Source organism: Candidatus Methylacidiphilales bacterium, from assembly GCA_028713655.1.
In the GTDB taxonomy this organism is placed as follows: Bacteria; Verrucomicrobiota; Verrucomicrobiia; order Methylacidiphilales; family JAAUTS01; genus JAQTNW01.
The window spans coordinates 75,080-101,601 of record JAQTNW010000002.1; the positions used below are offsets into that span (position 1 = coordinate 75,080).

Sequence of the window (26,522 nt, forward strand, 5' to 3'; positions counted from 1 at the left end):
ACGTGCGTACGTCTCATTCAAGCAAACTCTCGATATCGGTTTGGTCCAAGTCCATCAAAACCTCCCGATCTTTAGCCCCGTCCTTGGGGCCGACAATCCCTTTTTGCTCCATCCAATCCGTCACCCAGGAGGCCCGTGAATATCCAATGCGCAAGCGGCGTTGCAAGAGCGAAGTTGAAGCCCGTTTTTCCTGCCGGACCACTTCCAAGCATTTAAGAATCAATTCCTTGTCCTCGTCCGAGACCTCTTCCTCCTCGGCCCCCGTCCGTTTCAGCTTGGCATGGATCTCATTTTCATAGGCCGGACGGCATTGTTTGCTGATAAAATTCACGACCCGCGTCACTTCTTCCTCCGAAACATAAGCTCCCTGCGCGCGCACCAGCTTGGCCGAACCGGGCGGCAGATAGAGCAAATCCCCCTTGCCCAGGAGGTTCTCCGCGCCGTTCTCGTCCAAGATGACGCGGGAATCCAGTGCGCTTGGAACCTGGAACGCAATGCGGCAGGGGACGTTGGTTTTGATCACGCCGGTGATGACCTGGGCGCGAGGGGTCTGGGTGGCGATGATCAAATGAATGCCGGCAGCACGGGCCTTGGCCGAAAGTCGCGCAATCGCCAATTCGACATCCGCGGGCGAGGTCTGCATCAAATCGGCCAACTCATCAATTATCACCACGATATAGGGCAGACGGTCGGGCAGGGGCTCCTCCTCCGAGGGGTCGATGCTCAACAAATCCGGCGCTTCGGGGCCGCTTTCGCCGGATTCCAGTTCCTTGTCCAAATCGAGTTTTTCCTTTTGCCGTTTGTCGTGCGCCTGTTGGTTGTAGGCGGCGATGTTGCGCACGCCGGTCCGCGCCATGATGCGGTAGCGTTTTTCCATTTCATTGATCACCCAGCGCAGGGCCACCAGGACCTTCTTGGGGTCCGTCACCACCGGCACCACGAGATGCGGCAATTGGTTGTACACCTGCAATTCAACCACCTTCGGATCAACCAGGATGATCCGAAGATCGTCCGGGCTGAACCGGTACAGCAGGCTGAGCAAAATACAATTGATGCAGACTGACTTGCCAGACCCGGTCGTGCCCGCGATCAAAAGGTGCGGCATGTCGGCCAGGTCCGCCATCAGAACCGATCCGTACACGTCCTTGCCCAGGGCAATCGGAAGCCTGGCGCGCAAATTGCGCCATTGGCCGGACTCCAGCAGGTCGCGCAGGACAATCATCACCTTCTGCCGGTTGGGAACCTCGATGCCCACGGTGTCCTTGCCGGGGATGGGCGCGAGAATGTTCACGCGCTCCGCCTTCAACGCGCGCGCCAGGTTTTTTTCGAGGCTGGAAATGCGTTCGACCCGCACGCCGGCCGCAGGATAAACCTCGTAACGGGTGATGGTGGCCCCCTTGGTGATGTCGCCCGGAGTGACGTCGATCTCGAATTGCTTCAACGTGTCCACCAGCAACTGGCTGTTGTGCTCCATTTCCTCCTTGCCGCCGGCCACGACCTCGGTGGTGTTGGCCAGAAGCAAGTCCACACCGGGGAGCTGGTAGTTTTCATAGCTCTCAGTTGGAGCTATTTCAAGGGGCTCGCTGCTCTTGGGTTTGGCTTGCGGGTGCGGCGGCGCGGGCTTCTTTTCCGGCGCGGCCGCGGGCTCATGCTCCTCCACGGCGGGCTTGACTGTGGCATCAAAGATCTTGGGCGCAGGCCTCGACGCCGGGCCGGCTTCCCTCATGGATTTGGGCTCCTTTTCCACCATTCCCTTTTTCGCGAGTTCCTTTTCCAGTTGCCGGGCCGCGCGCTGGATTTTCTTTTGCTCGATCTCAAGCCGCTCGATCGGGTCGGCCGCTTCGAGTTTGGCCTGTTGCCGCGCTTCCCACCAAACCCGGACCCATCCGGCCAGCCGCTGGGCTATCTCGACGGGACGCACTTCAAACAGCAGGATAAAGCTCACGAGATAGGTGATGCCCATGGCAATCCCCGATCCGACCGGCCCCATCGCGGCGGCAAAAACGAGGTCGTTGAAAAAATGCCCCATGTAGCCGCCCGCATAGGCCATGCGCCCGAAGTCGGCCAGCGGTCCGAGCAGGGGTTGCCCCAATTGCAGAAGGGCGCAGCCGCTGAGCAGCAACAGCAAAAACCACAGGGCTTTCCAGGGATAATCCACCCGCGCGCTGAACAGCATGCCGATTCCCCCCAGCACCATGACCAGCGGGATGAGGAAGGAGCCCAGTCCGAAGGCCCACGCCAAAGTCCCGGCCACATAAGCCCCCGCCACACCGATGAAATTCACAGGCGGATCGTTGGGCGGCTTGCAAAAAAGCTCCAGGTCGTTCTTGTCGAACGAAATCAGGGCCAGAAGAATCAACAAGCCCAGTCCGATGAGGACGATGGCGATGATCTCCTGGAGCAGCTTTGCTTCCTTGTTATTTTCCTGTTTGGAGGGCGGCATGGATAAGGAAACCATACTGGCAGATTCCGCATGGAACCCGCAACAAAATCTACGGGCGGAAATTTCATGGGCATCCGCCGTTTTCCGGCTAAAGGGTTGGGATGGCGCACTCGAAGATTTTATCCCAAAATTTTTACGGGCAACTGCCTTTCCTGCCGGATTTCAACGCCGTGGCTGATGAGGCCAATTTTCATTCCTTGCCGGACGACTGGGTTTTGCTGGCCACGGATATCATGGATTCGACGGGGCACATCGCGGCCGGTGAATACAAAAACATCAATCTGATCGGGACCTCCTGCATTACCGCGGTCCTGAATGCGTTGGGCCGCGCGGATGTGCCCTTTTTCTTCGGCGGAGACGGCGCGCAAATCGCCTGCCCGGCGGCGGAGTCGGAGCGGTGCCTTCAAGTTTTACGTGGTGTGGCCCGGCGGGCGGGCGAAGCCTTTAATTTCCGGCTGCGGGTGGCCGGGTTTTCCGCGGGGTCCCTGAGGGCGGAGGGTTATGATTTGAAGGTGGCGCGGCTCAGATTAGCTCCTGAACTAAGTCAGGCCCTGTTTTCCGGGAACGGTTTGCCGGAAGTGGACCGCCGGCTGAAACAGCAGGATGCGGCAGGCGCAAAGGATGAGCCGGTTGCCGAACCCGACCTGGCCGGCCTGGAATGCCGCTGGAAACAAATCCCGAGCACGAAGGGGGAAATCATCAGTTTGCTCGTGCAGGTTTTGCCCGGGGCTTCCGACCCGGGAATTGTTTATCGCAGTGTGCTGGACCGGATTGCCGAAATCCTGGGCCGCAAGGAGGAACGGCACCCTCTGCGCCAGGAAGTGATGGAATTGGATTGCAGCGCGGAGGGGCAGCGGGCGGAACGCGCCCTTACGGGTTCTGGACAACCGGCTTTAATACGAGCCTCACTTAAAATTTTGAGCCGGCTTGCGATGCGGATGGGCAATTGGGTCCTGCACCATCGCGTACGGATGCCGGGTGTGGACTGGGGCGGGTATTTTGACGAGGTTGTACAATTCAGCGATTCCGAAAAATTCAACGGCATGCTTTCGATGGTGGCCGCCTGTTCCAGGCCGAACCGGGAAATTCTGGAAAATTACCTGGAGGAAAAATGCCTGGCCGGGGAACTGGTTTATGGACTGCACGTTTCACAAGCCGCGCTGCTTACCTGCATGGTTTTTGACCGCAAACAACGCCATGTGCATTTTGTGGACGGCGCGGATGGCGGCTATGCGATGGCCGCGAAGCAGCTCAAGGGCAAACTTGAAATCCTTGCGCAAGCACGGAACCGATGACTAGGATAAGGCGAAAGACGACTTGAGCACAGAAGCATGAGAAACATCTGAAAGAGCCCCAGCAGGCTTCAATGCGCCCTGCCGGACTCCTGATCCAATCCAAACCGATATGCCCGCAATCGATCAACACCTTTTGGCAGCCTTGATGGACAACATCCCGGATATGATTTATTTCAAGGACACGAAAGGGCATTTTATTTCCGTCAGCCGCGCCATGATGCAATATTTTGGGGTTGCAAGCCAGGAAGAGATCATGGGAAAGACGGACTTCGATTTTTTTCTGCATGAGCACGCCCAACAGGCTTACGACGACGAGCAAAAAGTCATCAGCACTGGCCAGGCGATGGTGGCAAAAATCGAGTTTGAACTTTTGCCGGACGGACGGAAACGCTGGGTCTCCACCACAAAAATTCCCCTGCGCGACGAAATGGGAAACATCACCGGGACCTGCGGGATTTCACGCGATGTCACCGAACAGTACGACCAGGCCGAAAAATTGCGCGAATATGCCCAAGCCCTTGCAGACAAACAAAACCAGATGGAGGAGGAACTCGCCTTTGCCCGTGAAATCCAAATGGCATTGCTGCCCCAGGAATACCCGGTTTTCCCCAAAGGCGTTTCCGCCCAGGAAAGCGCGCTGGCGTTTTCACATCGCTACCTGCCGACCACGCAGGTGGGGGGTGATTTTTTTACGATCCTTCCCATCTCAGACACCCAGGCGGGGGTACTCATTTGCGATGTGATGGGACATGGCGTCCACGCCGCCCTCGTCACCGTCATGCAGCGGATTTTTGTCGAGGAACTTCAACCGTGGTCCAGCAACCCCGGCGTTTTTCTGGGGCAATTGAACCGCCGCCTGCGCGCCATATTCCAGCGGGTGGAAACTCCGCTTTTTGTCACCGCCTTTTATGCCGTGATCGACTCGGCGAACGGCGCGCTGCGATTCGCCAATGCCGGACATCCGCTGCCCTTGCGCATCAACCGGCTAAAAGGCGAAGTCAAACGGCTCGGCGCAGCTCAGAAGGAAACCACCTTCCCACTTGCGATGATGGAGGATGCGGTTTACATGACCCAGCGCGAAACATTCAGCGTCGGCGATTTGCTGTTCCTGTTCACGGACGGCTTGTGTGATATCGAGGACAAAAACGGGGAGCGTTTTGAAGATAAGGCCTTTGTTTCCATCGTAAGGAATTGCGCTCAACTGCGGGGAGAGGCTTTTTTGGACGCCGTGGCGGCGGAGGTCAAGGCAGCCTCCGGACCGGAAGGCTTTGAAGATGATGTCTGCATGCTCGGGATCGAATACCAGTATCAGACCCATCATGCGCTGGAATAAATGAAAGGCATTTTTTTACAAAGAGATCGCGGAGAGCATAAAGAGTTGGATCGCCACAGCCCTCATGAGGGCTGAAAGCCCGTTTTATATCAGCCCAGGCTGGTATGGCTCGCACCTTCGGCGCTTTTTTTGCTCAACCCCAGATTGGCTGCGAGGCAGGAGCAATTTCCTCACTCCGGCCAGGTGACGGAGATCATCTCGCCAAAATCCTCCAACGATTCCATTTCCAGTGAACCAGGCTCGGCAGTTACGAGCAAGCTGCAGCCTCTTCCATATTCCTTGCCAGCAATCCGGAATTTCCCGGCGGAAATGAACAGATAATAAAAACTCGAGCCGTCCGTTGCCAAATCCTCCGTCTGGCCCTTTTGGTCGTAAAAATTCCGAAATACCGAAAAATAGGGGCAGGTGACAATGCGGTTGCCGTGGGGCTGCGCGAACTGTGGTTCAAAGTCGTGGAAGTCGATGCATTCCAACGATTCCCTGACATGCAACTCGCGCGCCTGTCCCGTCTTGGCATCGACCCGGTCCCAGTCATAAACGCGGAAGGTGGTGTCGGAATTCTGCTGGATTTCGAGAATGACGTTTCCGGCGCCGATGGCATGCACGCGGCCGGACGGCAGGAACATGGTCTCGCCGGGGGATGTTTTCAGACGGTGGAAACAATCGGCCACGCTTTTATCCGCCAAGGCGCGCTCAAAGGCGGCACGGTCGATGCCTTTTTTGAGTCCAACGTAGATCTCGGCAGAAGGCGCGGTTTCAAGAAAATACCACATTTCGGTCTTGGGTTCGCCCTTGAATTTCGGAGCCAGGGCGGCCGGGGGATGGACTTGAAGCGAGAGCTTGTCCTGGGCATCCAACAGCTTGATGAGGATGGGGAAATGCTCCTGGTCGGGACTTTGGGTCCCAAACACGGTTTTGCGTTGCGGGCTGCTCCATAGATCGTGAAGCGTCTGGCCGGATTCGGCCATGCGGCATTGGGCTTCCGGCCGGTCGCAAAGCTCCCAGGCTTCGCCGATGGGTTTGCCCGTAGGCAGTTCTCGGCCGAAAAGTTCCTTCAGGTTGGAGCCGCCCCAAATGCGCTCCTGATACACGGGCTGCAATGAAAAAACAGACATGTGGAAATGATTAGCAGCGGGCCTGTCCGAAAACCAATCCTCTTTTTATTTGCCGTCGCCTTCAATCACTTTGGGCATCGCCGATGTCATGTCCAATGACGCTCCCGATTTTCCAAACAATTTCCCGGCGGGAAGCCTCTGGGCGGTGCGGTTCAGGCGGTTCATGTGTTCCTCGGCTATCAACTTGTAAGCAGCCACGGTCATGTTTGCCGCATGGCGCACTTCCAGCCGCACATCCGCAAGCATCAGCTTGTCATGCATGGAAAATGGAACATTCGCATACGGAGTCAGACGTGTTCCGTTGAGAAAGGTCCCGTTGCGGGACCCCGTGTCCCAAAGAAACAAACCCTGTTTCCCGCAGCAAATGTGCGCATGGTAACGGCTGAGTGACTGGCTCTCCACCATGATGTCAGCATCCGGTGCGCGGCCCACCACCACTTCGTTCGCTTCCATGCGATTGTGCGCCGTTTTCCCGTCCGGCGTGATAAGAAGAAGGTCCAACGGCAGAATCGGTACCAACTTTTTTTTGTAAAGCTGGCACGTAATCCGGCTCCAACGCGCCGCACGGCGTTGGAGCGACTTGTCTTCCGTCAGGCTCAGGATCTCCCCTGCCTCGATCCTCAATACCGGATCTTCGCACTCTTCATTGTCATACCACTGAAGTTCGGGCTTCACCCAGCGCAGCACATTGAGCAATGTTTCTTCAATCGGTTCAGGCTCCGGGGAGGCGGACTCGTATTGGATGTCCAACCGGCAAAGCGTGCCTTCCATAAAATACAAATTTGCCCTGGCTTTGGCGCTCTTGTTTTCCACTTCCAGCCGCCCGGTCTTGCCATAGGTCCAGGACATGCGGAGATAATTGATCAAGGCCACATCAAAACCCTGGATTCGCGTCGGACGCGAGGGCTTGACCATAATTAGTGATGGAACTTCGGCGGCTACCCTCGCCGGTTCCGGTGTTAAACCCCCCGAGCTCATGTCTTTGCCATCAGGCATATAACCGACCTGACTTTCAGACACCCTATCCAAATCCGGGGTGCTTGCACAATAATAAAAGCAAGAAACACAACTCCTGAATATTAGAGGCCGTAATTTATGCGTCCCGGGCTGGCGCGAAAATGTGCTCAGTCATTTGGCATATGCATGTTTAAGCATGCCGGATTTTAAAATTGCTTGAAACTTTCCCTTATGAACTATGTTTAATAACTTATGCTCACGCCCCTGCCGGATTCCCAATGGAACCGCGACACCGCGGCGCATCTCCTTAGACGGGCAGGATTCGGCTCCAATCCCGAGCAGTTGGATTCCTGGTCCAAACTCAAACTTGGAGATGCGGTAGATCGCCTGGTGGACTGGCAGCAAGTCCCCGATCCAACCCCGAACCCGGATTGGGCCAAGCCGGACCCAACCCTTGAATCAAAACGCGAAGAATTGCGGATGATGAGCGAGGAGGACCGGAAAAAAGCCGTTCAAATGATCGGTCGCTCCCAGCGCGAACATGTTGAGAAATTGCGGCTCTGGTGGCTGACCCGCATGTTCGAAACCACGCGCCCGCTTCAGGAAAAGATGACGCTTTTCTGGCATGGCCATTTCGCGACCAGCGTGGAAAAGGTCAAGGACGCCTATTTCATGTGGAAACAGAACGATCTTTTCCGGCAACTCGGCAACGGCAATTTTGAGGAATTGCTCGTGGAAGGCGGCCGCGAACCCGCGATGTTGATCTGGCTTGACGGTGGAAGCAGCAACCTCCGGGCACCCAATGAAAACTATGCCCGTGAAGTCATGGAACTTTTCACGCTGGGCGAGGGCCATTACACGGAGGATGACATCAAGAACGCGGCCAAAGCGTTTACGGGGTGGGTCGTTGAACGCGAGAAACAAGCAAGCGAGTTCCGCCCCCAGCGATTCAGCAATGAACCCAAAACCTTCAAAGGACAAACCGGGGATTTCAACGACAAGGACATTGTTCACTTGATTCTCCAGGACCCGAATTGCGCGCCTTACCTTGCGAAAAAGCTCTGGACTTTTTTCGCTTATGAAAATCCCGAACCGGAGCTGGTGGGCGCCCTGGCCGGGCGGTTCCGCGACGCCAAATACGAAATCAAGCCCCTGCTGCGTACGCTGTTTCTTTCAGAGGAATTTTATTCGCAGAAATCGATTCGCAACCAGATCAAGAGCCCGGTGCAGTGGCTTGTCGGCTGCTGCAAGAGCCTGAATTTAGACCGTATTCCATGGCTTGCGCCCAATGCCATACGCTTGTTAGGCCAGGACCTTTTCGCCCCGCCCAGCGTGAAAGGCTGGGATGGCGGGCGCAATTGGATCAGCACGGCCACGCTCCTGCAGCGCTGCAACATCGCGCGTTTCATGATCTATGGCGGCAATCCGGCCAGCATGGGAATCCTGCCTCCCAATCTCGCCAAGGCCGAGGAAAAGGGCAAAATCGAAATCCCGCCCGGCCAGCAACCCGCGCAACCGGGGCAACCTGCGCAGCCCGGACAAAATCAACCCCCGCCCATGGACGAAAAAATGGAGCGTAAACAGGAAATTCTTCAGCGCCTTGCAAGAGTCAACATTCCGCCCATGGTGCAGGTTCAAAGCCTGGTTCCGCCGGACGCCTTGTCCGACAACAAAAAGCTCATTGCCGCCCTTTCCCAACGCCTGTACCAAAGCCCGCTTAATCCCCAACTGGAAAAAGCATGCGAGGACTATCTCGGGGGCGATGCAAAACCGGTTTCCAACGAAAAAATACAGGGCCTGCTCTATCTGATGATGACCCGGCCCGAATTCCAACTGGGCTAACCCAGAGGCCTCACCCCCTATGAAAACACGCCGTGAATTTCTAAAATCTGGTTGCATCGGACTGGCGGCCACCTGGACCCTGCCCGCCTTCCTCAGCAAAACCATTTTCACCCTTGATTTGCAGGCGGCTGACGCGCTCACGCAAAGTCTTTCGGGCGCGGATGGTCCCATTCTTGTCGTGCTCCAAATGGGCGGCGGGAATGACGGGTTGAGTACGGTGGTTCCATTTGCTCAGGATGCCTATTATAAAAGCCGCGCCAAACTGGGCATACCCGCGGACAAAATCCTCAAGTTGACCGCAGCCGCAGAGTTCGGCCTGAACCCCAATCTCACCGGGCTAAAAGAGCTGTACGACTCCGGCAGCCTGGCATTGCTCAATGGCGTGGGTTATCCCAATCCCAACCGCTCGCATTTCCGTTCGATGGAAATCTGGCAAACCGCTTCCGATTCCGACAAAAGCGAGTCCTACGGCTGGCTGGGCCGTTACTTCGACAATGCCTGTTCCGGCGCCGATCCCACTGTAGGCATCAATCTGGGCTCCATGCCACCCCAGGCCTTTCTTGGCCCCAAACCACTGGGCATCGCCATGGCCAGTCCCGACCGTTACCGTTTGATGGAATCGGGCGGCAGTGACAAACAGGTCGTCCAGGAATTTTATGAAGCCTTGAACAAGCCCCAGACCGGCGACTTCGACAGCAACGTCAGCGGAGGCTCGGTGCAGAATGTCGGCATGACCGCCAATCACGACACCGCCATCAGCAACCTCGATTATCTCCAAAGAACTGCTATGGATGCCGAGTTCAGCTCCCGCGAAATCCAGACGATTGCGAAAAAAACGTATTCCGGTGTAACCTATCCCCCCGGACAGTTGTCGAATGATTTGAGGCTCGTGGCTCGTCTCATTGGCGGCGGCTTAAAAACCCGCATTTATTACGTCAACCAGGGAGGCTACGACACCCATGCCAACCAGCAGGCAACGCACAGCCGCCTCATGACCGACCTTTCCGGAGCCCTGTCGGCCTTTGCTTCCGATCTCAAGGCTCAGGGCAATTTCGACCGTGTTCTGCTCATGACCTTCAGCGAGTTTGGACGCCGCGTGCAGGAAAACGCCTCAGGCGGCACCGACCACGGCGTGGCTGGCCCCATGTTTGTCCTGGGCGGAAAAGTCAAGGCCGGCGCCTACGGCCAATACCCGAGCCTTACGGACCTCGACCATGGCGACATCCGGCACAACCTGGATTTCCGTTCCGTCTATGCCACGGTATTGGACCGCTGGCTGAAAGCGGATTCCGCGGCGATCCTCAAACGCAAGTTTGACAGCCTGGATTTTGTTTAAAGGGGGAAATTAACCACGAAGACACCAAGCCACGAAGGAAGACAAAAACCATTTTAAACCGGTTAAAAACAAATAGATAATCTGCATCCAATCCCCTCTATCAAGAGGGGCAGAAAGCGGAGCGCTTCAATATGAAACCCTACCTGTTGCTCGGCATGTTCTTGGCCGTCACGGTTCATGCGTCAGATTTGGCGCCCGGCGCACCCGATCTTTATTATCGGGATCGGGCCAATGTATTCCCAAGGGCGGAAAGTCAGCCACAACCTCGTTGAGGTTGTATTCATTTCCGAACGGCATACCCAAGGTAGCCCGGCTGCGCGGGACAACCTTGCGCTGGAGGCCGCAATCCCGTTGGGATTGTTCACGCCATGTTTTTCGAACAAGTTCCCCCTTAATCCCTTCGGCCCTCAAGGTAATTACATAAGATTTTGATAATTCCCGTTGCATTCTTGATCCGTCTGCCCTAATCCATAAAATCGATGGATAGCGACCTGCAACAGATGGTGGACTCCGAGCAACTCCCGGCTGACTTGGTTCCTAAACTCGAAAAACTCACTCCGGGCACCTGTTGCCAGCACCGAAGTTGGGGCACCGGTAAAATCCGCGAATGGGACAAGGTACTCAACCGGATCGTCATTGATTTTCAGACCAAGGCCGGCCATCAGATGGAATTTAAATACGCCGCAGATTCCCTCATCCCCTTGCCGGACGACCATATTGAAGCCGTCAAATTGAATGATCCCGCAGGCGCACGCGAACTGGCGGCAAAAGATCCCCTGGCTCTCATGAAAATCGTGGTGCGCAGCCTGCAGAATTTTGCGACAGCGCCCCGGATCGAAGAAACCCTCTGCCCCTCCGTCATCCCCGTGGCCGATTGGAAAAAATGGTGGGAAGGCGCCAAGCGCGTGATGAAAAAAAATCCGCACTTCAGCGTCCCGGGCAAACGTTCCGAGCCCATCCTGCTGCATGATGCGCCGCCGGATCACAAACAGGACGCCCTGGCCAGCATTGCCCAGGCCATAGGACCCAAAGCCAAATTGTTAGCCTTGGAGGAATTGCTCAAACACTCGCGGGATCTGGATGCGCCCACCGTGGAACAAATCGTGGCCGACATCGATGCGACGATTGCCAAGACTCCCTCCTCCCAGCAGGTGGCCGCCGTCGAACTGGCCCTGGCCCGCGACGAACTCATCGAGGAAACCACCCTGAAAGGAAAGTTTGACGCCGCTTCCGTCAGCAAATTCATCCCCCGCGACCCCCGCCCGTTTGTCAATCTTGCGGAATCCCTCAGCGCCTCGAAACAATCCCGCTATGTGCTCCGCGTCTCGGTCATTTTGGGCGAACGCTGGCACAAATTTGCGACCGACATCCTTCCCTATGCCAACGGACGCATCGCGGAAGTCGTCATTGAATCCTACAAGAAAAACGGGCGCCTGGAGGAGGTGCTCGGCGCGGTCGAACGCCTCGTGCGCGAACGCAAACTGCATTACGACTTCCTGATCTGGATTTGCAAAAACCGCCGGAAAGAATTCCAACCGCTCATCAACGTCCAGTTGTTTTACGCGATTCTTTCCGTTCTTGAACTTGACACGCTTGAGGGCAGCCGGAAGTCCGGACGTCTCCAGGACCTCTTGATCAGCAACAAGGATTTGATCCGCGACCTGCTCGAAGGCGCGCGCGAAGACGAGGTGCGGGATGTGACTCGCGCCATCATGCTCAGCCCGATTTTTGACGAGCTCGACAAGCGCTCCGTCCTGGCCACGCTCGTCAAACTGTACCCGTTCATCCAGGTCATGATCATCGGCGGGGAAAACAAGTCCGAAAACATTTCGTTTGTTGTTTCCTGGGACAGCCTCGCCAAACGCAAAACCGAGCTCGAGGAAATCATCACGAAAAAAATCCCGGAAAACAGCCGGGACATCGCGGTCGCCCGCTCCTACGGCGATTTGCGGGAGAACAGCGAATTCAAGGCGGCCAAGGAAATGCAAAGCGTGCTCATGCGCAGGCGGGCCGAGTTGGAATCCATGCTGCTGCGCGCCCAGGGCACCGACTTCAAAGGCGCGGACACCTCCGCCGTCAACATCGGCACCATCGTGGATCTGGTGGACCTGAATGCCGGCGAAAAACTTTGCTACACCATTCTCGGCGCCTGGGACAGCGAACCTGAAAAGGGGATCATTTCCTATCTGACGCCTGTCGCGCAGGGGCTCCATAAAAAAGCCGTCGGTGATACGGCCGACGTGACGTTCGACAATGGAGAGACCCGCAAGGTGCGCATTGAAGCGATCCGCGCCTATAATCCCTGAGTATTACCTTAACCCCAACACCAACCCACTAACATAGATTAATTAAGCAGTAAAGATGAGCTCGACTAAAATTGTTGCAATCAAGGCAAGAGAAATACTGGACTCCCGCGGCAACCCCACACTGGAAGCGGAAGTGCATCTGGCAGGCGGCGCCATCGGCAGCGCCATGGTCCCTTCCGGCGCCAGCACCGGCGTCAACGAAGCCGTCGAATTACGCGATGGCGACAAGTCCCGCTACCTCGGCAAAGGCGTGTTGAAAGCCGTTGCGAATGTGGATAAAAAAATCGGCCCCGCTCTCATCGGCCACGACGCCCTTGACCAGATCGGCATCGACAAAGCCATGATCGCGCTCGACGGCACCCCGACCAAAAAGAAATTGGGCGCCAACGCAATTCTCGGAGTTTCCCTGGCCAATGCCAAAGCCGCCGCCGCCGCCCTCGGACAACCGCTCTACAAATACCTCGGCGGGCCCAATGCGAAAGTCCTTCCCGTTCCCATGGCCAACATCATGAACGGCGGCGCGCACTCCGACGCCCCCATCGATTTCCAGGAATTCATGATCGTCCCCAAAGGCGCCCCGAATTTCCGCGAAGCCATCCGCTATGGCGTGGAGGTCTTTCATGCCCTCAAAGGGATTCTGCATGACCGCCACCTCGGCACCGCCGTCGGCGACGAAGGCGGCTTCGCGCCCAAGCTAAGCTCGACCGAGGATGCCCTGGAAGTCATCGCACTCGCGGTGAAAAAAGCGGGATATGTCCTGGGCAAGGACATCTTTATAGCCCTGGACGTGGCCAGCAGCGAATTCTACAACGCCTCGACAAAAAAATATGTCTTCAAAAAATCCGACAAGAGCCAGCGTACCGCCGAGGAACTTGTTGCATTCTACAAAGATCTCCAGAAAAAATACCCGATCATCTCAATCGAAGACGGCACCGCCGAGGAAGATTGGGACGGTTGGAAGAAACTGACCGTCGGTTTGGGCGCCAATACCCAACTTGTGGGCGACGATCTGTTCGTCACCAATGTTTCCTTCCTCAAGAAGGGCATCGATCTGGGCGTGGCCAACTCGATCCTGGTCAAAGTCAACCAGATTGGTTCGCTCACCGAAACCTTTGACGCGATTGAAATGGCCAAGTGCGCGAAATATACCGCAGTCATCAGCCATCGCAGCGGCGAAACCGAGGACACGACCATTTCCGATATTGCCGTGGCGACCAATGCGGGCCAAATTAAAACCGGCTCGTTCTCCCGCTCCGATCGTCTTGCCAAGTATAACCGCTTGATCAAGATCGAGGAAGAGCTGGGTGATAACGCCGTCTATGGCGGTCAGATCTAAGTTTTTCGATCCGCGCAGTGTTAAAACCACTGCGCGAGCCCAACAGGCGCACCTGTGGCAGAAACTGCTGCCTTGGGTTTATTTCCTTCTCATTGTTGGCCTGGGCGTGCTGACTTTTGCCATCTTTGAGCCTGTCATCCGGCGCAGCCAAAACGAACAAGACCGCAAGATCAACCTGCAAAAGCAGATTGAGGAACAGCAACAGCTCAGCATCAAGATTCAGGAGGAATTGTGGGCGTTGAAGGACGATCCCTATTATATCGAACGCATGGCGCGCGATATCTTGAATTACGGGCGTGAGGGCGAGGTCATTTTCAAATTCCCGCCTTATGAACCCAATAGCAGCCACCCGCAGGACCCATCGGCAAAACCCTGAATGTCCCGCTTTTGATTCAGGCCTGCTTATGACGCAAGAAATTTTTCACTTCGTGTTGTCATGAACAAAACTAATCCCTAAATTGCATCATTATGAAAAAGCCCATTCGTGTTGCTGTTACCGGCGCTGCCGGACAGATCGGTTACTCCCTCCTCTTCCGCATTGCCTCAGGCGCCATGTTCGGCCCCGAGCAACCGCTCATCCTCCAATTGATTGAAGCCCCAATTGAAAAGGCCCTCAAGGCCCTCGAAGGCGTCGCCATGGAACTCGAAGATTGCGCGTTCCCGCTGCTCAAAGGCATTGTGCAAACCGGTGATGCGCGCGTTGGCTTCAAGGACGCCAATTGGTGCCTGCTCATCGGTGCCAAACCCCGCGGGCCCGGCATGGAACGCGCCGACCTGCTCAAGGACAACGGAAAAATTTTCATCGAACAAGGAAAAATCATCGACGAAGTCGCGGCTGACGACGCCCGCGTTGCCGTGGTCGGAAACCCTGCCAACACCAACTGCATGATCGCCGCCAGCCAGGCCAAACGCCTGCCTGCCGAACGTTTCACCGCGATGGTTCGCCTCGACCAAAACCGCGCACAGACCCAGCTCGCCAAAAAAGCCGGCGTGGATCTGACCGCCGTGAAAGACATCTTTATCTACGGCAACCACAGTCCGACCATGTTCCCCGCCTTCAACCACGCCACCATCAACGGCAAACCTGTTGTTGAAGTCATCGAAGACAAGGAATGGCTCAAAGGAGCGTTTTGCGAAACCGTCGGCAAGCGCGGCGCGGCGATCATTGCCGCCCGAGGCGCATCTTCGGCCGCATCGGCCGCCAATGCTCTCGTGGACCATGTGCATGATCTCGTCACGCCTGGCGCAATCCATTCTGTGGCTGTCAAATCAAACGGCGCCTATGGATTCGATCCCAATGTCTGGGCCGGCATGCCCGTCCGCACGACAACCCCCGGCAGTTATGAGGCCATCATCAACTACGAATTCTGCTGTGATTTCCCCAAGGGCAAGCTGGCGGCAACCAACAAGGAACTTGTTGAAGAACGTTCCTTTGTCGCCTCCATGATCGGCGCCTGAAAAAGAAAAAGCTCGGAATTTAACGCAAAGACGCCAAGGCGCAAAGGAAAGCCGAATGACCGGGTGGGTATGGAACAATCTGCTCCCATTCCCCTGACAAGGGGGAAGAGAAGGGGGTTTTGTTTGCCGCAAAAAAACGTCCGACAGAGGACCGGATTCGTCCGGTGCGCGAACATTTTTTGCCACAGTATGTGAAGATACTCCAACCGTAAGGTTGGGGAGCTTCACCTGCGGCGCTGGTGGGGAAGTGCGACGGAGAGAGCGGGATTATTGGGGTCCTGGCCTTCCCGGCAACGATAGGTAATGCGGCCTTTGGAAAGGTCGTACGGGCTCATTTCCATCTTCACTTTGTCGCCGATATTGAGGCGGATGAAGTTTTTCCGCATTTTGCCGGAGATATGGGCCAGTACTTCATGGCCATTAACGAGCTCGACACGAAAGGTGGTGCCTTTCATGACTGCTTTGATTTTTCCTTCAACTTCGATGGTTTCGCCTGCCACAATAATTCCGTATTTTTAGTTAGCCTAGCCCTTCATCATAACGAAAGGTGAAGAGTTGGCCAATGAAAAATTTAAGGAGTTGGAAATGCCTAAGCATCCGGCCTTTGTGATTTTTGAGTGCGAGGGCAGGCGGCCAAGGGAATCTTGCTCCTTGACGGGCTGAATCAAGGTCACTAATCCTGCCATTAGCAAAGGGACTGAGTACGGGCAAGGCTGGGCAGTTGCTGGTATTTTATAGGGGGCGAGAAGCGTTGATATCTTACAAAAGGTAATGCGGAGCTGTGTTATGAAAGGGTACATGAATCACAGAGTGGCCGTCGGAGCGGCTTTCGGAGCAATCGTTTTGACGATTGCCGCTGTGGTTTCGTGTCGTAATGACTCCAAGGCAGGCGCAGGGGTGGCTGCATCGCCCGCGCCAGGTTCGGTTTCGTCACAGCCTGCGCCTTTTATGCCGGAGAAAAGTGACACGAATACGCACACTTCCAGCACGGCCCAGGGTACTGTAAATCCCAGCCCTTGTAAAAATACCCCCGGTACTCCGGATCTTAAAACAGCGGGAAAGCAGCAAGTCCCGGCCGTGAGAACCACGGGGAAAAAACAGAGCGATAGGCCGGGCGCATACGTTCAGGACAAGGTTTTGCATAAACAACACGACGGAGTTTCCAACAGCGGGCTGGTGTTGGCAGCGGCCGGACCCGATGATGCCCTGCGGATCGCGAAAGATTGGAACATTCCCGGCAAGAACTATCCGGAGCAATGCCAGCCGTTTGCAGACGAGCTTTTTCGCCGCATGGATGCGGCCGGCGTTGAGGCGTACAAAGTGAAATTCAGTTGGGAGAGTTATAATTTTACCGCACGCACCCGGAACGGAGCCCATGTGATGGTCGTGTTCAAGGATGCCCGGGGGCGGTATTACGGCATGGACAACATGGCCTTGCAGCCAGTGTGGCTCCGCGGCGATTCTGCGGAAGCATGGACGGAATTTTTTGCTGGAATGGATCTGGGGGTCCGGGTTTTGGATTGTGTGGCCAGCCGTGCGGCGCGGAATCATGCAAGGGCTGTTGTGGCTGTTCGGTAAAGTGGGCGAGATGCGGATGGTTTTTTCTTCACATTCTTCGGCGCAGCTTGACTTGTGCTAATAGGCGGATTAAACTGACTACTGCAAGGCAAGCTCGTTTCTGCGGGGGATTCATTCAGGAGTGCTCTTTTATCTTTCCCGGCCCCATTCTCGACAGAATCCGCCGTGTGAATTCCATGTCCCTGAGTTTGTGTGACGAACCGCCCTGCCGGTGGCAAGATTTCATTCAGGAAACAACATTGTGGCAACTTCAGCTATGAAAACGCAAATCAAGATTTTGCATTTGGAAGACAGCCTCATGGATGCGGAATTGATCACCGCAAAACTGCGGGCGGGAGGCCTGAAATTTGAATCCATACGGGTCGAGAACCGTGACAACTTCCTGGCTGCCCTGAAGAAAGGCGGATTCGATTTGATTTTGGCGGATCGTACCACGCCGACATTCGACGGTATTTCCGCCCTTCAAGCGGCCCGGACGTACACGCCCGATGTGCCGTTTATTTTTGTTTCGGGCACCCTCGAAGAAGAAGTGGCGATTGAGTCGTTGAAAAATGGGGCGACAGATTATGTTCTCAAGCACCGGTTGTCCCGCCTCGTGCCGGCCATCAGCCGTGCATTGGACGAAGTCATCATCAGGAAAAAGCAAAAGCAACTCGAACAGCAGTTGATCCAGGCGCAGAAAATGGAGGGATTGGGCACCCTGGCCGGTGGAATCGCGCACGATTTCAACAATATCCTGACCGTCATCCAGTTTCACGCGACACTGTTGGCCCAGAAAGGCCACAGCGAGGCGGAGCTTGCTGAGGTGTCGGCCATTATCAAGACCGCAACCGAGCGCGGCGCCAGCCTTGTCAAACAATTGATGGCTTTTGCAAGAAAATCCGAGGCCGTTCAATCGCAAGTCGATGTGAACACGTTTGTGGAGGACCTGCTCAAAATGCTGCGCCGGACCTTTCCCCGAAACATTGCCTTTGAAAAAAAACTGGCGCACGGCCTTCCCTCGCTTGTGTCAGACCAGGGCCAATTGCATCAGGCGTTGCTGAACCTCTGCGTGAATGCGCGGGACGCCATGCCGAACGGAGGAAAGCTGTCGATCACAACGGGAAAAATTTCAGGAAAGTCGCTTGCGGCTCGTTATCCTCAGGCCAAGCGTGAGGAATATATCTTCATTGAAGTCGAGGACAATGGAAGCGGCATGGATAAGGACACGCAAAAGCGTATTTTCGACCCCTTTTTTACAACCAAGGGAATCGACAAGGGAACGGGCCTTGGCCTGGCGGTTGTGTATGGCATTGTTCAAAGCCATAACGGGTTCATTGAGGTGGACAGCCAGCCCGGCCGCGGCACGCGGTTTGAACTTTATTTTCCATGGGCGGCGAAAACAGCGCAGGTGGCCGATGACACTGAAGCTGGGAAGCCGCCAATGCCCGGTGGCAACGAGACAATCCTGTTGGTTGAGGATGAGCCCTTGCTGCTGGATTTGGTAAAACAATTGCTCCAGGCACGGGGATACAAAGTGATTTCGGCACAGGATGGTGTGGAAGCCGTTGAAACTTTTTCCCGGCACAGTCAGGAAATCGACATGGTCCTGTCCGATATGGGTTTGCCCAGGCAGGACGGCTTGCGGGCGTTTCTCGACATAAAGAAAATAAAACCGGATGTGAAGGCGGCGCTATGCAGCGGATCTTTGGAGCCCCGCATCAAGTCCCAGATGCTGATGGCCGGGGTGAAGGATTTTATTTTAAAACCGTTTGAACCGCACCAGATCCTGAAAAAAGTCCGGGATATTTTGGATGCGGATAAAACCGGAGCTTAAAACAGGAATTCGATTGGCCGCGAACTCCGACATCCGTCGCGAGCGGGAATGCGCAAAAGACGCAAAATTTGAAACGGAATGCTTGAAACCTTTGAGTTCTTTTGCGTTTCTCGCGCCAAAAATCCGCGTTTATCCGTGTGCATCCGTGGTTCTACGCAAGTTTAAAGCTTCCTTTATCTTTGCGTCCTTTCTGTAAAAAATGTGTTTCCCGTCGTGTGAAAAATCTTTTCATATTCCGGATGGCAGAGCTCCGGATCTTTCCCTAATCTCAATTTATGCCCGAACCCGGATTGGCTCAATTGCTGCATCATCCGGCTTTGGCCCGATTTTTCCACGCCTGGGACGCCAAGAAGGAAATTTGCCTGCATTCCCTGCCGGCAAGCGCCCAGGCCTATTTGCTGGCGGCATGGCGGCTTCAACATCCGGAACTCGCCATGGCGGTATTGGCGCCGTCCGTGCGGTTGCAGGAGGAAATTTCAAACGACCTGGAAGCATGGAAATGCGAGGCCCTGGTTTTTCCCGAAACCGGGGGCCTTGGACCCGGTGCCGCGCAAGATCCGGACTTGCAGGCTGAAACCCAGGACGCGTTGCATGCCTTGCTGGACAATTCCAACCGGCTGCTGATCGCCACGGAAAGCGCCTGGGAAAGAAAGCTTCCGCCACCCGGCTTGTTCAAAAAAAGCCTGCTTGCAATCCGGCGGGGCATTGCCTTGCCAATGGAAAATTTCCTCCAGGATTTGATCCGGGCCGGATACCAGCAGGAAGGCATGGCCGGCCAGCGGGGCCAGTTTTCGCGGCGCGGCGGAATCATGGATGTTTTTTCCTGGAACGGACAAATGCCGCTGCGCATTGAATGGTTCGGGGATGAAATCGAATCCATCCGGGAATTCGATCCCGCAGACCAGCAATCCATCCGGCAACTAACATCCGCCTCGGTTTCGCTTGCGGTGCTGGAACAGGACCCGGAAAGTTCGGTTTCTCTTGCCTCTTATTTTCAGCCCGTCCTGATTTATCTGGGCGCCCGCGAGGCGTCCTCGGTGGAAGCGCTGGATTTTATCGAGCATGGCTTTTTGCACGAAAATTCCCAGGACCCGGTCTTGCAGGAAAACCGGCGCAGGCTTTTGTCGAGGCAGTTGGGTGACTGGCTGGATGAGGATTGGGAGGTTTGGATCAGCAGCAACAACGAGGGCGAGGAGCAGCGTTTGCGCGAATGGCTGCGCGAACAAAACCTGCCCGGTTTGGAGGAGGGGAAGGCCCGCTTCCACTTTTGCCAAAGCCCGCTGTTGAGGGGCTTTGCATGGCCTTCAGAACGGCTGGCCTTGCTGACCGATGCCGAGATTTTCGGGCGCTACCAGACCTTGCGTTCCCTGCGGCGGACCGCGCGGGCGCAGGCTGTGCGGTCGCGGCTGGCGGCGGTCGATTTTTCGGATCTGCAGGATGGCGACAACGTGGTGCATGTTGAGCATGGCATTGCGCTGTATGGCGGGATGCAGGAATTGCCTTCGGCGCAGGGCGACGCCATGCAGCAGGTGCTGGTTTTGCAGTTTGCCGAAGGCGCCAAGTTGTACGTGCCGCTCGAGCAAGCCTATCTGGTCTCGAAATATGTCGGTGTCGGGAAAAGGAATCCTGCGCTGGACACCCTGGGAGGCAGCCGCTGGGAGCGGGCGAAACGGCAGGCGGAGCGGGCGGTGTATGACTATGCGGCCGAGCTGTTGAAAATCCAGGCCGAGCGGGAAACACTGGTTGGCACGGCCTTCCCAGCGGACACGCCGTGGCAGAATGAATTTGAAGCGGCCTTTCTTTACGAGGAAACGCCGGACCAGATCCGGTCGATTGCGGAGGTGAAACAGGACATGGAAAGTCGGCGTCCGATGGACCGCTTGATTTGCGGGGATGTGGGTTTTGGCAAAACGGAAGTCGCCATCCGGGCCGCATTCAAGGCGGCGACGGCGGGCAGGCAGGTGGCTTTTCTGGTTCCTACCACAGTGCTGGCGCAGCAACATTACGAAACCCTGGGGGAGCGCCTGGCGGATTACCCGGTGAACATCGGACTCCTGAGCCGCTTCCAATCCCCCGCACAGCAGCGCCGGGTGGTGGAACAACTGGCTTCGGGCGGGGTGGATATTGTGGTGGGGACCCACCGGTTGATTTCGCGCGATGTGAAATTCAAAAACCTCGGGCTTGTCATCATCGATGAAGAACAGCGGTTCGGTGTCAGGCAAAAGGAGCAGTTTAAGCGGAATTTTCGCCTGGTGGATGTGCTGACCCTGTCGGCTACGCCGATTCCACGCACGTTGTATCTTTCTCTCATGGGGGCCCGGGACATGAGCACCATTGAAACGGCGCCCCGAAACCGCCTTCCGGTGGAGACAACGATCTGCGCTTATGATGAGCGGATGATCCGCGCGGCCATAGAACGGGAAGTCCGGCGCGGCGGGCAGGTTTATTATCTGCACAACCGTGTGCAGACGATCGATGTGGTGGCCCGGCGGCTGGCTTTTTTGGTGCCGGATGCGCGGATTGACATCGGGCACGGACAGATGGCGGAGGATGAGCTGGAGGACGTGATGCACCGCTTTGTCAATGCGAAGACGGACGTCCTGGTTTCCACAACGATCATCGAAAGCGGCATTGATATTCCGAATGCCAACACGATCATTATCGACCGGGCGGACCGCTTCGGCCTTGCGGACTTGTACCAATTGCGCGGGAGGGTCGGGCGCGGCCAGAACCGGGCACATGCCATTTTGCTCCTGCCGCGGGACCTGCAGGGAGGCGACGCGGGCAAGCGGGTGGAGGCGATCCGGCAGTATTCACAACTGGGGGCGGGGTTCAAGATAGCGATGCGCGACCTGGAGATCCGGGGCGCCGGAAATTTGTTAGGAACCGCCCAAAGCGGGCATATTGTGGCGGTCGGCTTTGAACTGTACTGCCGGCTTTTGAAAAAGGCGGTGGCTTCGTTGAAGGGCAAGGCCCCGGAATCCCTGCCCGAAACGCGCCTGCATCTGGACTTTCTAAGGGTGGGTGGGAGCGAGGAAACCGCAGACGCCTTTATTCCGCACTCCTACATGCCTGAAGTGCGCTGGCGGATCGCCGCCTACCGGGAACTTTCGGAATTGCAGAGACTGGAAGAATGGGAGAGTCTAAGGGTGCGGTGGAAGGACCGCTTTGGCCGCTGGCCTGAATCCGTGGAGTTGCTCTTGTTTTACAATCGTGCTAGGATTCAGGCTGCACTTGCAAAGATCGCCAGTGTTGAAACAAAGGAAGACAAACTGATGATTTTTCGGAACGGGGACTATGTGATGGTCGGCGGGAAATTTCCAAGATTGTCTAAAACAGAGATCAAGGCGAGATTGCAGGAAATCGAAAAATGGATTTTATCGTTAAAAAACTGATTGGGCTGGCTGCCATCGCAGCTGTCCTGGCGGCCCTTGCCTGCGGGAGCCTTCAGGCCCAGGTGGTGGACGGCGTGGCCGCGGTGGTGAACGACAAAGTCATCACCTTCTCCCAGGTCCGCAAGGAAGTGGATCCGACCGAGGCGCAGTACCGCCAGTTGTACAGCGGCATGGAACTGGTTGAAAAGGTCAAGGAAGCCCGCCTGAGCGCGCTCAAGGCGCTGATTGAGCGAGAATTAATCATCCAGGAATTCACCACGGGCGGTTATTTCATCCCGGACAATGTGATTGAAGATCGGATGAAAAAAATCGTGGAAGACCAGTTTGGGGGCGACCGCGCCACGTTGATCCGTACCCTGCAGGCCCAGGGCGTTTCGATTGCCAACTTCAAGGAGAATCTCCGCAACCAAACCATCGTTCGAGGCATGCAGCAGCGCAATATTGCATCCGCCGTGATCGTTTCGCCTTATCAAATCGAACAATACTATCAGGACAACGCGCGCCTGTTTGTCCGCCCCGACGAAATCAAGCTCCGGGACATCTTCCTGAAAAAGGGCCTGTTCAAGGACAAGAGGATTGACAAAAGTGGCCAGGAAATCGAGGTGGATCCGCAACGGATGATTATTGATGAAATTCTCGGCAAAATCAGGACCGGTTCCGATTTCGCCAGCCTCGCCCGCGGATATTCCGAAGGCGGCCAGAAAAACGAAGGGGGCGATTTGGGCTGGGTTTCCGAATCCAGCCTCCGGTCAGAGCTGGTCAAGGTGGCGTTCAAACTTCATCCGGGCCAGAACAGTGGCGTGATCGAGACGGATGACGGCTACCACATTTTGCTGGTGGAAGAGGTGAAGAAGGCAACGGTCATGCCGATGTCCGAGGTGCGGGACCGCATTGAAAGCACGCTGCTGCAGCAGGAACGCGAGCGTCTCCAGCAGGAATGGCTCGACAGCCTGCGCTCCAAGGCCTTTATCAAAATGTTTTTCTAGGAAAAAGAAGAATGCAGAACTCGCAAGGCCGGAACCGCGGACTCCGACATTCGTCGCGAGCAGGTGGACACGGATAAATGCGGATGAAAACCAGCACAGGTTCTCGCGCAGGGACGCAAAGGCGCAGAGGAAAGCCGGAAGTTAAAACATACAAATCCGCCAAAGGTCGGATTCGCCGGGCGCGAACTTAAGACTTTAAACTGGCACAAGCAGCCTCCATCCCCCTGATAAGGGGGAAGACAAAGGGGTTTGTGTTGCCTGCAAAAACCTGATGAAACAAAACCAGAAAACCCCGGTCATCGGCATCACCCTGGGAGACCCGGGCGGGGTGGGGCCGGAAGTTGTGGCTGCCGCCTTGCGCCGGTTTCCCGCGTCAAAATCAGGCGTCCAACTGCGGGTGCTGGGCTCGAAAGCGGGCGTTGCTCCCGGTAAGCTGACAAAACGCTCCGCTCAATACGCCATCGACGCGTTGTTGGAGTCGGTGGATTTGTTGAGACGTGGAGAAATCCAGGCGGTGGTGAACGCTCCGGTCAGCAAGGAAAACCTTTCTCGCGTGGGGTTCCGCCATCCGGGGCAGACCGAATTTTACGCGGAGGCCTTCGGACTCGGACCTGAAGAGGTCACGATGTCCATGCAATCGGACAAACTCCGTGTTTTTCTGGTTTCCACACACTGCTCCCTGAAGGAGGCCATCCGCCGACTGGATGCGGACGGGATTTGCCTCCACGCGGGCCATGCGCTGGATGTTTTGAAAAAAATGGGAATCCGCCGCCCGAGAATTGCGGTTTGTGGGCTGAATCCGCATGCGGGCGAGCACGGGCTCTTCGGCGATGAAGAAGAACGGTTCATCGAGCCGGCGGTGTTGCGGTTGCGGAAAAAATTCGGGCCGCTGTTTCACGGCCCGTTTTCGCCCGACACAGTCTTCGGCCATGCCCTTTCTGGAAAATATGACGGGGTGCTCTGCCATTATCACGACCAGGGACTGATCCCGTTCAAGCTGGTCGCCTTCGAAGACGGGGTGAATCTGACGCTCGGCCTGCCGTTCTGGCGCTCCTCCCCGGATCACGGGACGGCGCTGGATATTGCCGGAAAGGGACTGGCATCCTGCAAGAGCTTTTTGGCGGCGTTGCGTCTCACAGCCGCTCTGGCGCGGAAGCCGGCCATATGAGCACGCCTGTTGAAACAGCCATCGGACGAATTCGCGAACAAATGCCCGCCAACGGGTTCTTCAAGGACAAAACGTGGAGAATCTCGCCGGAAGCCTTTTCGTTTGACGGGAAGACCGTTGAGACTTTGGAAAAGTTGGGGCCGCGCCTGCTTGCGTTTTTAAAGGCCGCGAACCTGTTGTATCGAAAAAGTGTGCAAGGGAAGGCGCCCGAATGGATCGCCCGCTGGCTGGACCAGGGAAAGCCGGAAGACTTGATTCAAATTTCACGTTCCGATGCGTTGCGGGATAAATTGCCCGGCATCATCAGGCCCGACTTGATTTTGACGGAGCACGGCTTTGCGCTTTCCGAAGTGGATTCGGTCCCCGGCGGGGTGGGGCTCACCGCATGGTTGAACGAAGTGTATGCCGGGCTCGGTGAAGCTGTCATCGGCGGCGCGAACAGGATGAAGGAAGCCGCAACGCGCCATTTTCCCACAGGCAGTGTGGTGATTTCCGAGGAAGCGCTCGACTACCGTCCCGAGTTCGAGTGGTTGTATGGCGCGGACCGGGTGAAGGCGGCGGAATCCTATCAATTCAATGGCGAGCCGGTTTACCGTTTTTTTGAATGTTTCGACTGGCCGAATCTGGGGGCCTTGCGGGGCAGTTGGAATGAGGGCTGCCGCTTGGACCCGCCCCTCAAACCCTTCCTCGAGGAAAAGTTGTGGCTGGCCCTTTTTTGGCTGAAGCCGCTGCAGGAATACTGGAGGCAGCAGTTGGGCGAACGTTATTACCTGGACCTGCGCGCGTTGATCCCGCAGGGCTGGGTCGTCGAGCCGGGGGTGCTTCCGCCGACGGCGGTGCTGCCGGGGCTGGAGGCGCAAAGCTGGCAGGAAGTGGCCGACTTTTCGCAGAAGGAGCGCGAGCTTATATTGAAGATCTCCGGGTTTTCGCCGCTGGCTTGGGGTTCCCGCGGGGTCACCCTGGGCTCCGATGTCAGCGGGCCCGAATGGCGGGAGGCGGTGGAGGAAGCGTTGCAGGTGTTTGCGAGATCGCCCTATATCATGCAGCGTTTTGCGAAGGGCAGGATGGTGGAGCATCCCTACTGGGACGAGCAGGCCGGGGTTTTGAAAAAGATGCAGGGCCGTGTCAGGGTTTGCCCGTATTATTTTGTGGAAGAGGAACACGCCGAATTGAAGGGGGTGCTGGTTACCCTGTGTCCCTCGGACAAGAAACTGATTCACGGGATGCAGGACGCGGTGATCGTGCCCGGCAAAAGCCAGAATTAACGCAAAGAGCATAAGACGCAAAGGCGCGGATCGTGCTCCGGAATTTAGCGGGAGCGCGGGCATCCTGCCCGCACCGCTGCGCATCCTGCCCGCACCGCTGCGCATCCTGCCCGCACCGCTGCGCATCCTGCCCGCACCGCTGCGCATCCTGCACAGCGGATGCTTTTATCGCTCGTTTCGGTGTGTGTCCCCCCCCAATTTCGGCTTGTATTGATGATGCGGGCGGACAAACTGCCTGGATGCAGCGCCAACGGCAGGTTGTTCACAATCGGGTTGCATTTGTAGGTAAAATGCCGCATGCGGCTGAACAATGCTGTTTGATCATAACAAAATTATGTTTTTAGCCGATGTAATATTTCCAGCCTTTTCGGCACCATATTTTGCAGACTTCTTTTTCCCTATGGCCGCAGGGTTGGCTATCGCCTCAGAAATATTGGTATTCAAATTCAGGTATAAATCATTACTTTCCTGGTTTCGCGCTTGCTGGTTCGCCATCCTCGCCAATATTGTTTCATGGATTTTTGGGCTTATTCTTAGTCTTATTTTGCCAAGCGGGCTAGTTCCCAAAGTTGAGCGGGCAGGCGATCATCCGATTAGCATTATTACCCAAGGACCCAATTTCACTATTTTGATGATATGCGGATTTATCCTGGCTTATTTATTGTCCATTTGCATTGAGTATGCCGTATGGCGACGTCTTCTTAAATCTTCCCCCTTACCATCTCTTTTTACTACCTGCATTATCGCCAACACGGTGAGCTATTGCCTTCTCGTTAGTATTGCCTATGCTTATATTCACTTTAACTGGTGGTAAATAGGAAAGGCCGAACAGGGTGACGGACCGCAACTGACCTAATCGCTGCGCGATTCCTTCTGCCATGCGCCGTGCGCAG

General features: G+C 56.0%; 18 protein-coding genes and 1 pseudogene. 15 read left to right on the plus strand and 4 right to left on the minus strand.

Going from position 1 to position 26,522, the window contains the following annotated elements:
- Positions 1 to 13: 13 nt before the first annotated feature.
- A complete protein-coding gene (locus PHD76_01105; protein MDD5260424.1) occupies positions 14 to 2,458 on the minus strand; it encodes a DNA translocase FtsK 4TM domain-containing protein in 2,445 nt (814 codons plus the stop codon).
- Positions 2,459 to 2,544: 86 nt separating this feature from the next.
- Here PHD76_01105 and PHD76_01110 point away from each other — a divergent pair, with 86 nt between their 5' ends.
- A complete protein-coding gene (locus tag PHD76_01110) occupies positions 2,545 to 3,738 on the plus strand; it encodes a DUF3095 family protein (GenBank protein MDD5260425.1) in 1,194 nt (397 codons plus the stop codon).
- Positions 3,739 to 3,847: 109 nt separating this feature from the next.
- Positions 3,848 to 5,071 carry a SpoIIE family protein phosphatase gene (locus tag PHD76_01115; protein ID MDD5260426.1) on the plus strand — a complete coding sequence of 408 codons (1,224 nt, stop codon included), beginning with the start codon at positions 3,848 to 3,850 and terminating at the stop codon, positions 5,069 to 5,071.
- 170 nt (positions 5,072 to 5,241) lie between these two features.
- Here the strand turns inward: PHD76_01115 and PHD76_01120 are convergent, their stop codons facing one another.
- Together PHD76_01120 and PHD76_01125 are read right to left on the minus strand one after the other, a co-directional pair.
- Positions 5,242 to 6,186 (minus strand): class I mannose-6-phosphate isomerase, encoded by a 945-nt coding sequence (locus PHD76_01120; protein MDD5260427.1) that lies wholly within the window; start codon positions 6,184 to 6,186, stop codon positions 5,242 to 5,244.
- Between the two features lie 45 nt (positions 6,187 to 6,231).
- The gene (locus PHD76_01125) at positions 6,232 to 7,101 is read right to left on the minus strand and encodes an FHA domain-containing protein (GenBank protein ID MDD5260428.1); all 870 of its coding nucleotides are present in this window, start codon (positions 7,099 to 7,101) and stop codon (positions 6,232 to 6,234) included.
- Positions 7,102 to 7,395: 294 nt separating this feature from the next.
- Between PHD76_01125 and PHD76_01130 the strand changes: the two genes are divergently transcribed.
- From PHD76_01130 to PHD76_01155, 6 genes are all read left to right on the plus strand, one after another.
- Positions 7,396 to 8,985, plus strand: coding sequence for a DUF1800 family protein (locus PHD76_01130; GenBank protein ID MDD5260429.1), 1,590 nt, complete (start codon positions 7,396 to 7,398; stop codon positions 8,983 to 8,985).
- A gap of 19 nt (positions 8,986 to 9,004) precedes the next feature.
- Positions 9,005 to 10,321: a DUF1501 domain-containing protein gene (locus PHD76_01135; protein MDD5260430.1), complete on the plus strand. Its 1,317-nt coding sequence runs from the start codon at positions 9,005 to 9,007 to the stop codon at positions 10,319 to 10,321.
- Between the two features lie 479 nt (positions 10,322 to 10,800).
- A complete protein-coding gene (locus PHD76_01140; GenBank protein ID MDD5260431.1) occupies positions 10,801 to 12,627 on the plus strand; it encodes a GreA/GreB family elongation factor in 1,827 nt (608 codons plus the stop codon).
- A gap of 55 nt (positions 12,628 to 12,682) precedes the next feature.
- Positions 12,683 to 13,963 (plus strand): phosphopyruvate hydratase, encoded by a 1,281-nt coding sequence (eno, locus tag PHD76_01145; protein MDD5260432.1) that lies wholly within the window; start codon positions 12,683 to 12,685, stop codon positions 13,961 to 13,963.
- Entirely contained in the window at positions 13,947 to 14,339 is a 393-nt protein-coding gene (locus PHD76_01150) for a septum formation initiator family protein (GenBank protein MDD5260433.1), read from the plus strand. The genes eno and PHD76_01150 overlap by 17 nt, the downstream gene beginning before the upstream one ends.
- Before the next feature lie 92 nt (positions 14,340 to 14,431).
- A complete protein-coding gene (locus PHD76_01155; protein ID MDD5260434.1) occupies positions 14,432 to 15,421 on the plus strand; it encodes a malate dehydrogenase in 990 nt (329 codons plus the stop codon).
- 287 nt (positions 15,422 to 15,708) lie between these two features.
- Here PHD76_01155 and infA read toward each other — a convergent pair.
- A pseudogene (gene infA / locus PHD76_01160) lies at positions 15,709 to 15,924 on the minus strand (translation initiation factor IF-1).
- 295 nt (positions 15,925 to 16,219) lie between these two features.
- On the opposite strand from infA, the gene PHD76_01165 reads away from it, so the two are divergent.
- The 7 genes from PHD76_01165 (at position 16,220) to PHD76_01195 (ending at position 26,443) form a co-directional block, all read left to right on the plus strand.
- Complete coding sequence (locus PHD76_01165) at positions 16,220 to 16,999, plus strand: hypothetical protein (protein ID MDD5260435.1); 780 nt, start codon at positions 16,220 to 16,222, stop codon at positions 16,997 to 16,999.
- Between the two features lie 256 nt (positions 17,000 to 17,255).
- Positions 17,256 to 18,815: a response regulator gene (locus PHD76_01170; GenBank protein ID MDD5260436.1), complete on the plus strand. Its 1,560-nt coding sequence runs from the start codon at positions 17,256 to 17,258 to the stop codon at positions 18,813 to 18,815.
- 275 nt (positions 18,816 to 19,090) lie between these two features.
- Positions 19,091 to 22,210 carry a transcription-repair coupling factor gene (gene mfd / locus PHD76_01175; protein MDD5260437.1) on the plus strand — a complete coding sequence of 1,040 codons (3,120 nt, stop codon included), beginning with the start codon at positions 19,091 to 19,093 and terminating at the stop codon, positions 22,208 to 22,210.
- Entirely contained in the window at positions 22,186 to 23,196 is a 1,011-nt protein-coding gene (locus tag PHD76_01180; GenBank protein ID MDD5260438.1) for a peptidylprolyl isomerase, read from the plus strand. The genes mfd and PHD76_01180 overlap by 25 nt, the downstream gene beginning before the upstream one ends.
- Positions 23,197 to 23,467: 271 nt before the next feature.
- Positions 23,468 to 24,364 (plus strand): 4-hydroxythreonine-4-phosphate dehydrogenase PdxA, encoded by an 897-nt coding sequence (locus PHD76_01185; protein ID MDD5260439.1) that lies wholly within the window; start codon positions 23,468 to 23,470, stop codon positions 24,362 to 24,364.
- Positions 24,361 to 25,629 (plus strand): hypothetical protein, encoded by a 1,269-nt coding sequence (locus PHD76_01190; GenBank protein ID MDD5260440.1) that lies wholly within the window; start codon positions 24,361 to 24,363, stop codon positions 25,627 to 25,629. Before PHD76_01185 ends, PHD76_01190 begins: the two co-directional genes overlap by 4 nt.
- Positions 25,630 to 25,963: 334 nt before the next feature.
- The gene (locus tag PHD76_01195; GenBank protein ID MDD5260441.1) at positions 25,964 to 26,443 is read left to right on the plus strand and encodes a hypothetical protein; all 480 of its coding nucleotides are present in this window, start codon (positions 25,964 to 25,966) and stop codon (positions 26,441 to 26,443) included.
- The last annotated feature ends 79 nt before the right edge of the window (positions 26,444 to 26,522 follow it).

Excerpts from the sequence above, each read along its gene's own strand:
- PHD76_01105 (MDD5260424.1), bottom strand. The coding sequence starts at position 2,458 with ATGGTTTCCTTATCCATGCCGCCCTCCAAACAGGAAAATAACAAGGAA.
- PHD76_01110 (MDD5260425.1), top strand. The coding sequence starts at position 2,545 with ATGGCGCACTCGAAGATTTTATCCCAAAATTTTTACGGGCAACTGCCT.
- PHD76_01115 (MDD5260426.1), top strand. The coding sequence starts at position 3,848 with ATGCCCGCAATCGATCAACACCTTTTGGCAGCCTTGATGGACAACATC.
- PHD76_01120 (MDD5260427.1), bottom strand. The coding sequence starts at position 6,186 with ATGTCTGTTTTTTCATTGCAGCCCGTGTATCAGGAGCGCATTTGGGGC.
- PHD76_01125 (MDD5260428.1), bottom strand. The coding sequence starts at position 7,101 with ATGGTCAAGCCCTCGCGTCCGACGCGAATCCAGGGTTTTGATGTGGCC.
- PHD76_01130 (MDD5260429.1), top strand. The coding sequence starts at position 7,396 with ATGCTCACGCCCCTGCCGGATTCCCAATGGAACCGCGACACCGCGGCG.
- PHD76_01135 (MDD5260430.1), top strand. The coding sequence starts at position 9,005 with ATGAAAACACGCCGTGAATTTCTAAAATCTGGTTGCATCGGACTGGCG.
- PHD76_01140 (MDD5260431.1), top strand. The coding sequence starts at position 10,801 with ATGGATAGCGACCTGCAACAGATGGTGGACTCCGAGCAACTCCCGGCT.
- eno (MDD5260432.1), top strand. The coding sequence starts at position 12,683 with ATGAGCTCGACTAAAATTGTTGCAATCAAGGCAAGAGAAATACTGGAC.
- PHD76_01150 (MDD5260433.1), top strand. The coding sequence starts at position 13,947 with ATGGCGGTCAGATCTAAGTTTTTCGATCCGCGCAGTGTTAAAACCACT.
- PHD76_01155 (MDD5260434.1), top strand. The coding sequence starts at position 14,432 with ATGAAAAAGCCCATTCGTGTTGCTGTTACCGGCGCTGCCGGACAGATC.
- PHD76_01165 (MDD5260435.1), top strand. The coding sequence starts at position 16,220 with ATGAATCACAGAGTGGCCGTCGGAGCGGCTTTCGGAGCAATCGTTTTG.
- PHD76_01170 (MDD5260436.1), top strand. The coding sequence starts at position 17,256 with ATGAAAACGCAAATCAAGATTTTGCATTTGGAAGACAGCCTCATGGAT.
- mfd (MDD5260437.1), top strand. The coding sequence starts at position 19,091 with ATGCCCGAACCCGGATTGGCTCAATTGCTGCATCATCCGGCTTTGGCC.
- PHD76_01180 (MDD5260438.1), top strand. The coding sequence starts at position 22,186 with ATGGATTTTATCGTTAAAAAACTGATTGGGCTGGCTGCCATCGCAGCT.
- PHD76_01185 (MDD5260439.1), top strand. The coding sequence starts at position 23,468 with ATGAAACAAAACCAGAAAACCCCGGTCATCGGCATCACCCTGGGAGAC.
- PHD76_01190 (MDD5260440.1), top strand. The coding sequence starts at position 24,361 with ATGAGCACGCCTGTTGAAACAGCCATCGGACGAATTCGCGAACAAATG.
- PHD76_01195 (MDD5260441.1), top strand. The coding sequence starts at position 25,964 with ATGTTTTTAGCCGATGTAATATTTCCAGCCTTTTCGGCACCATATTTT.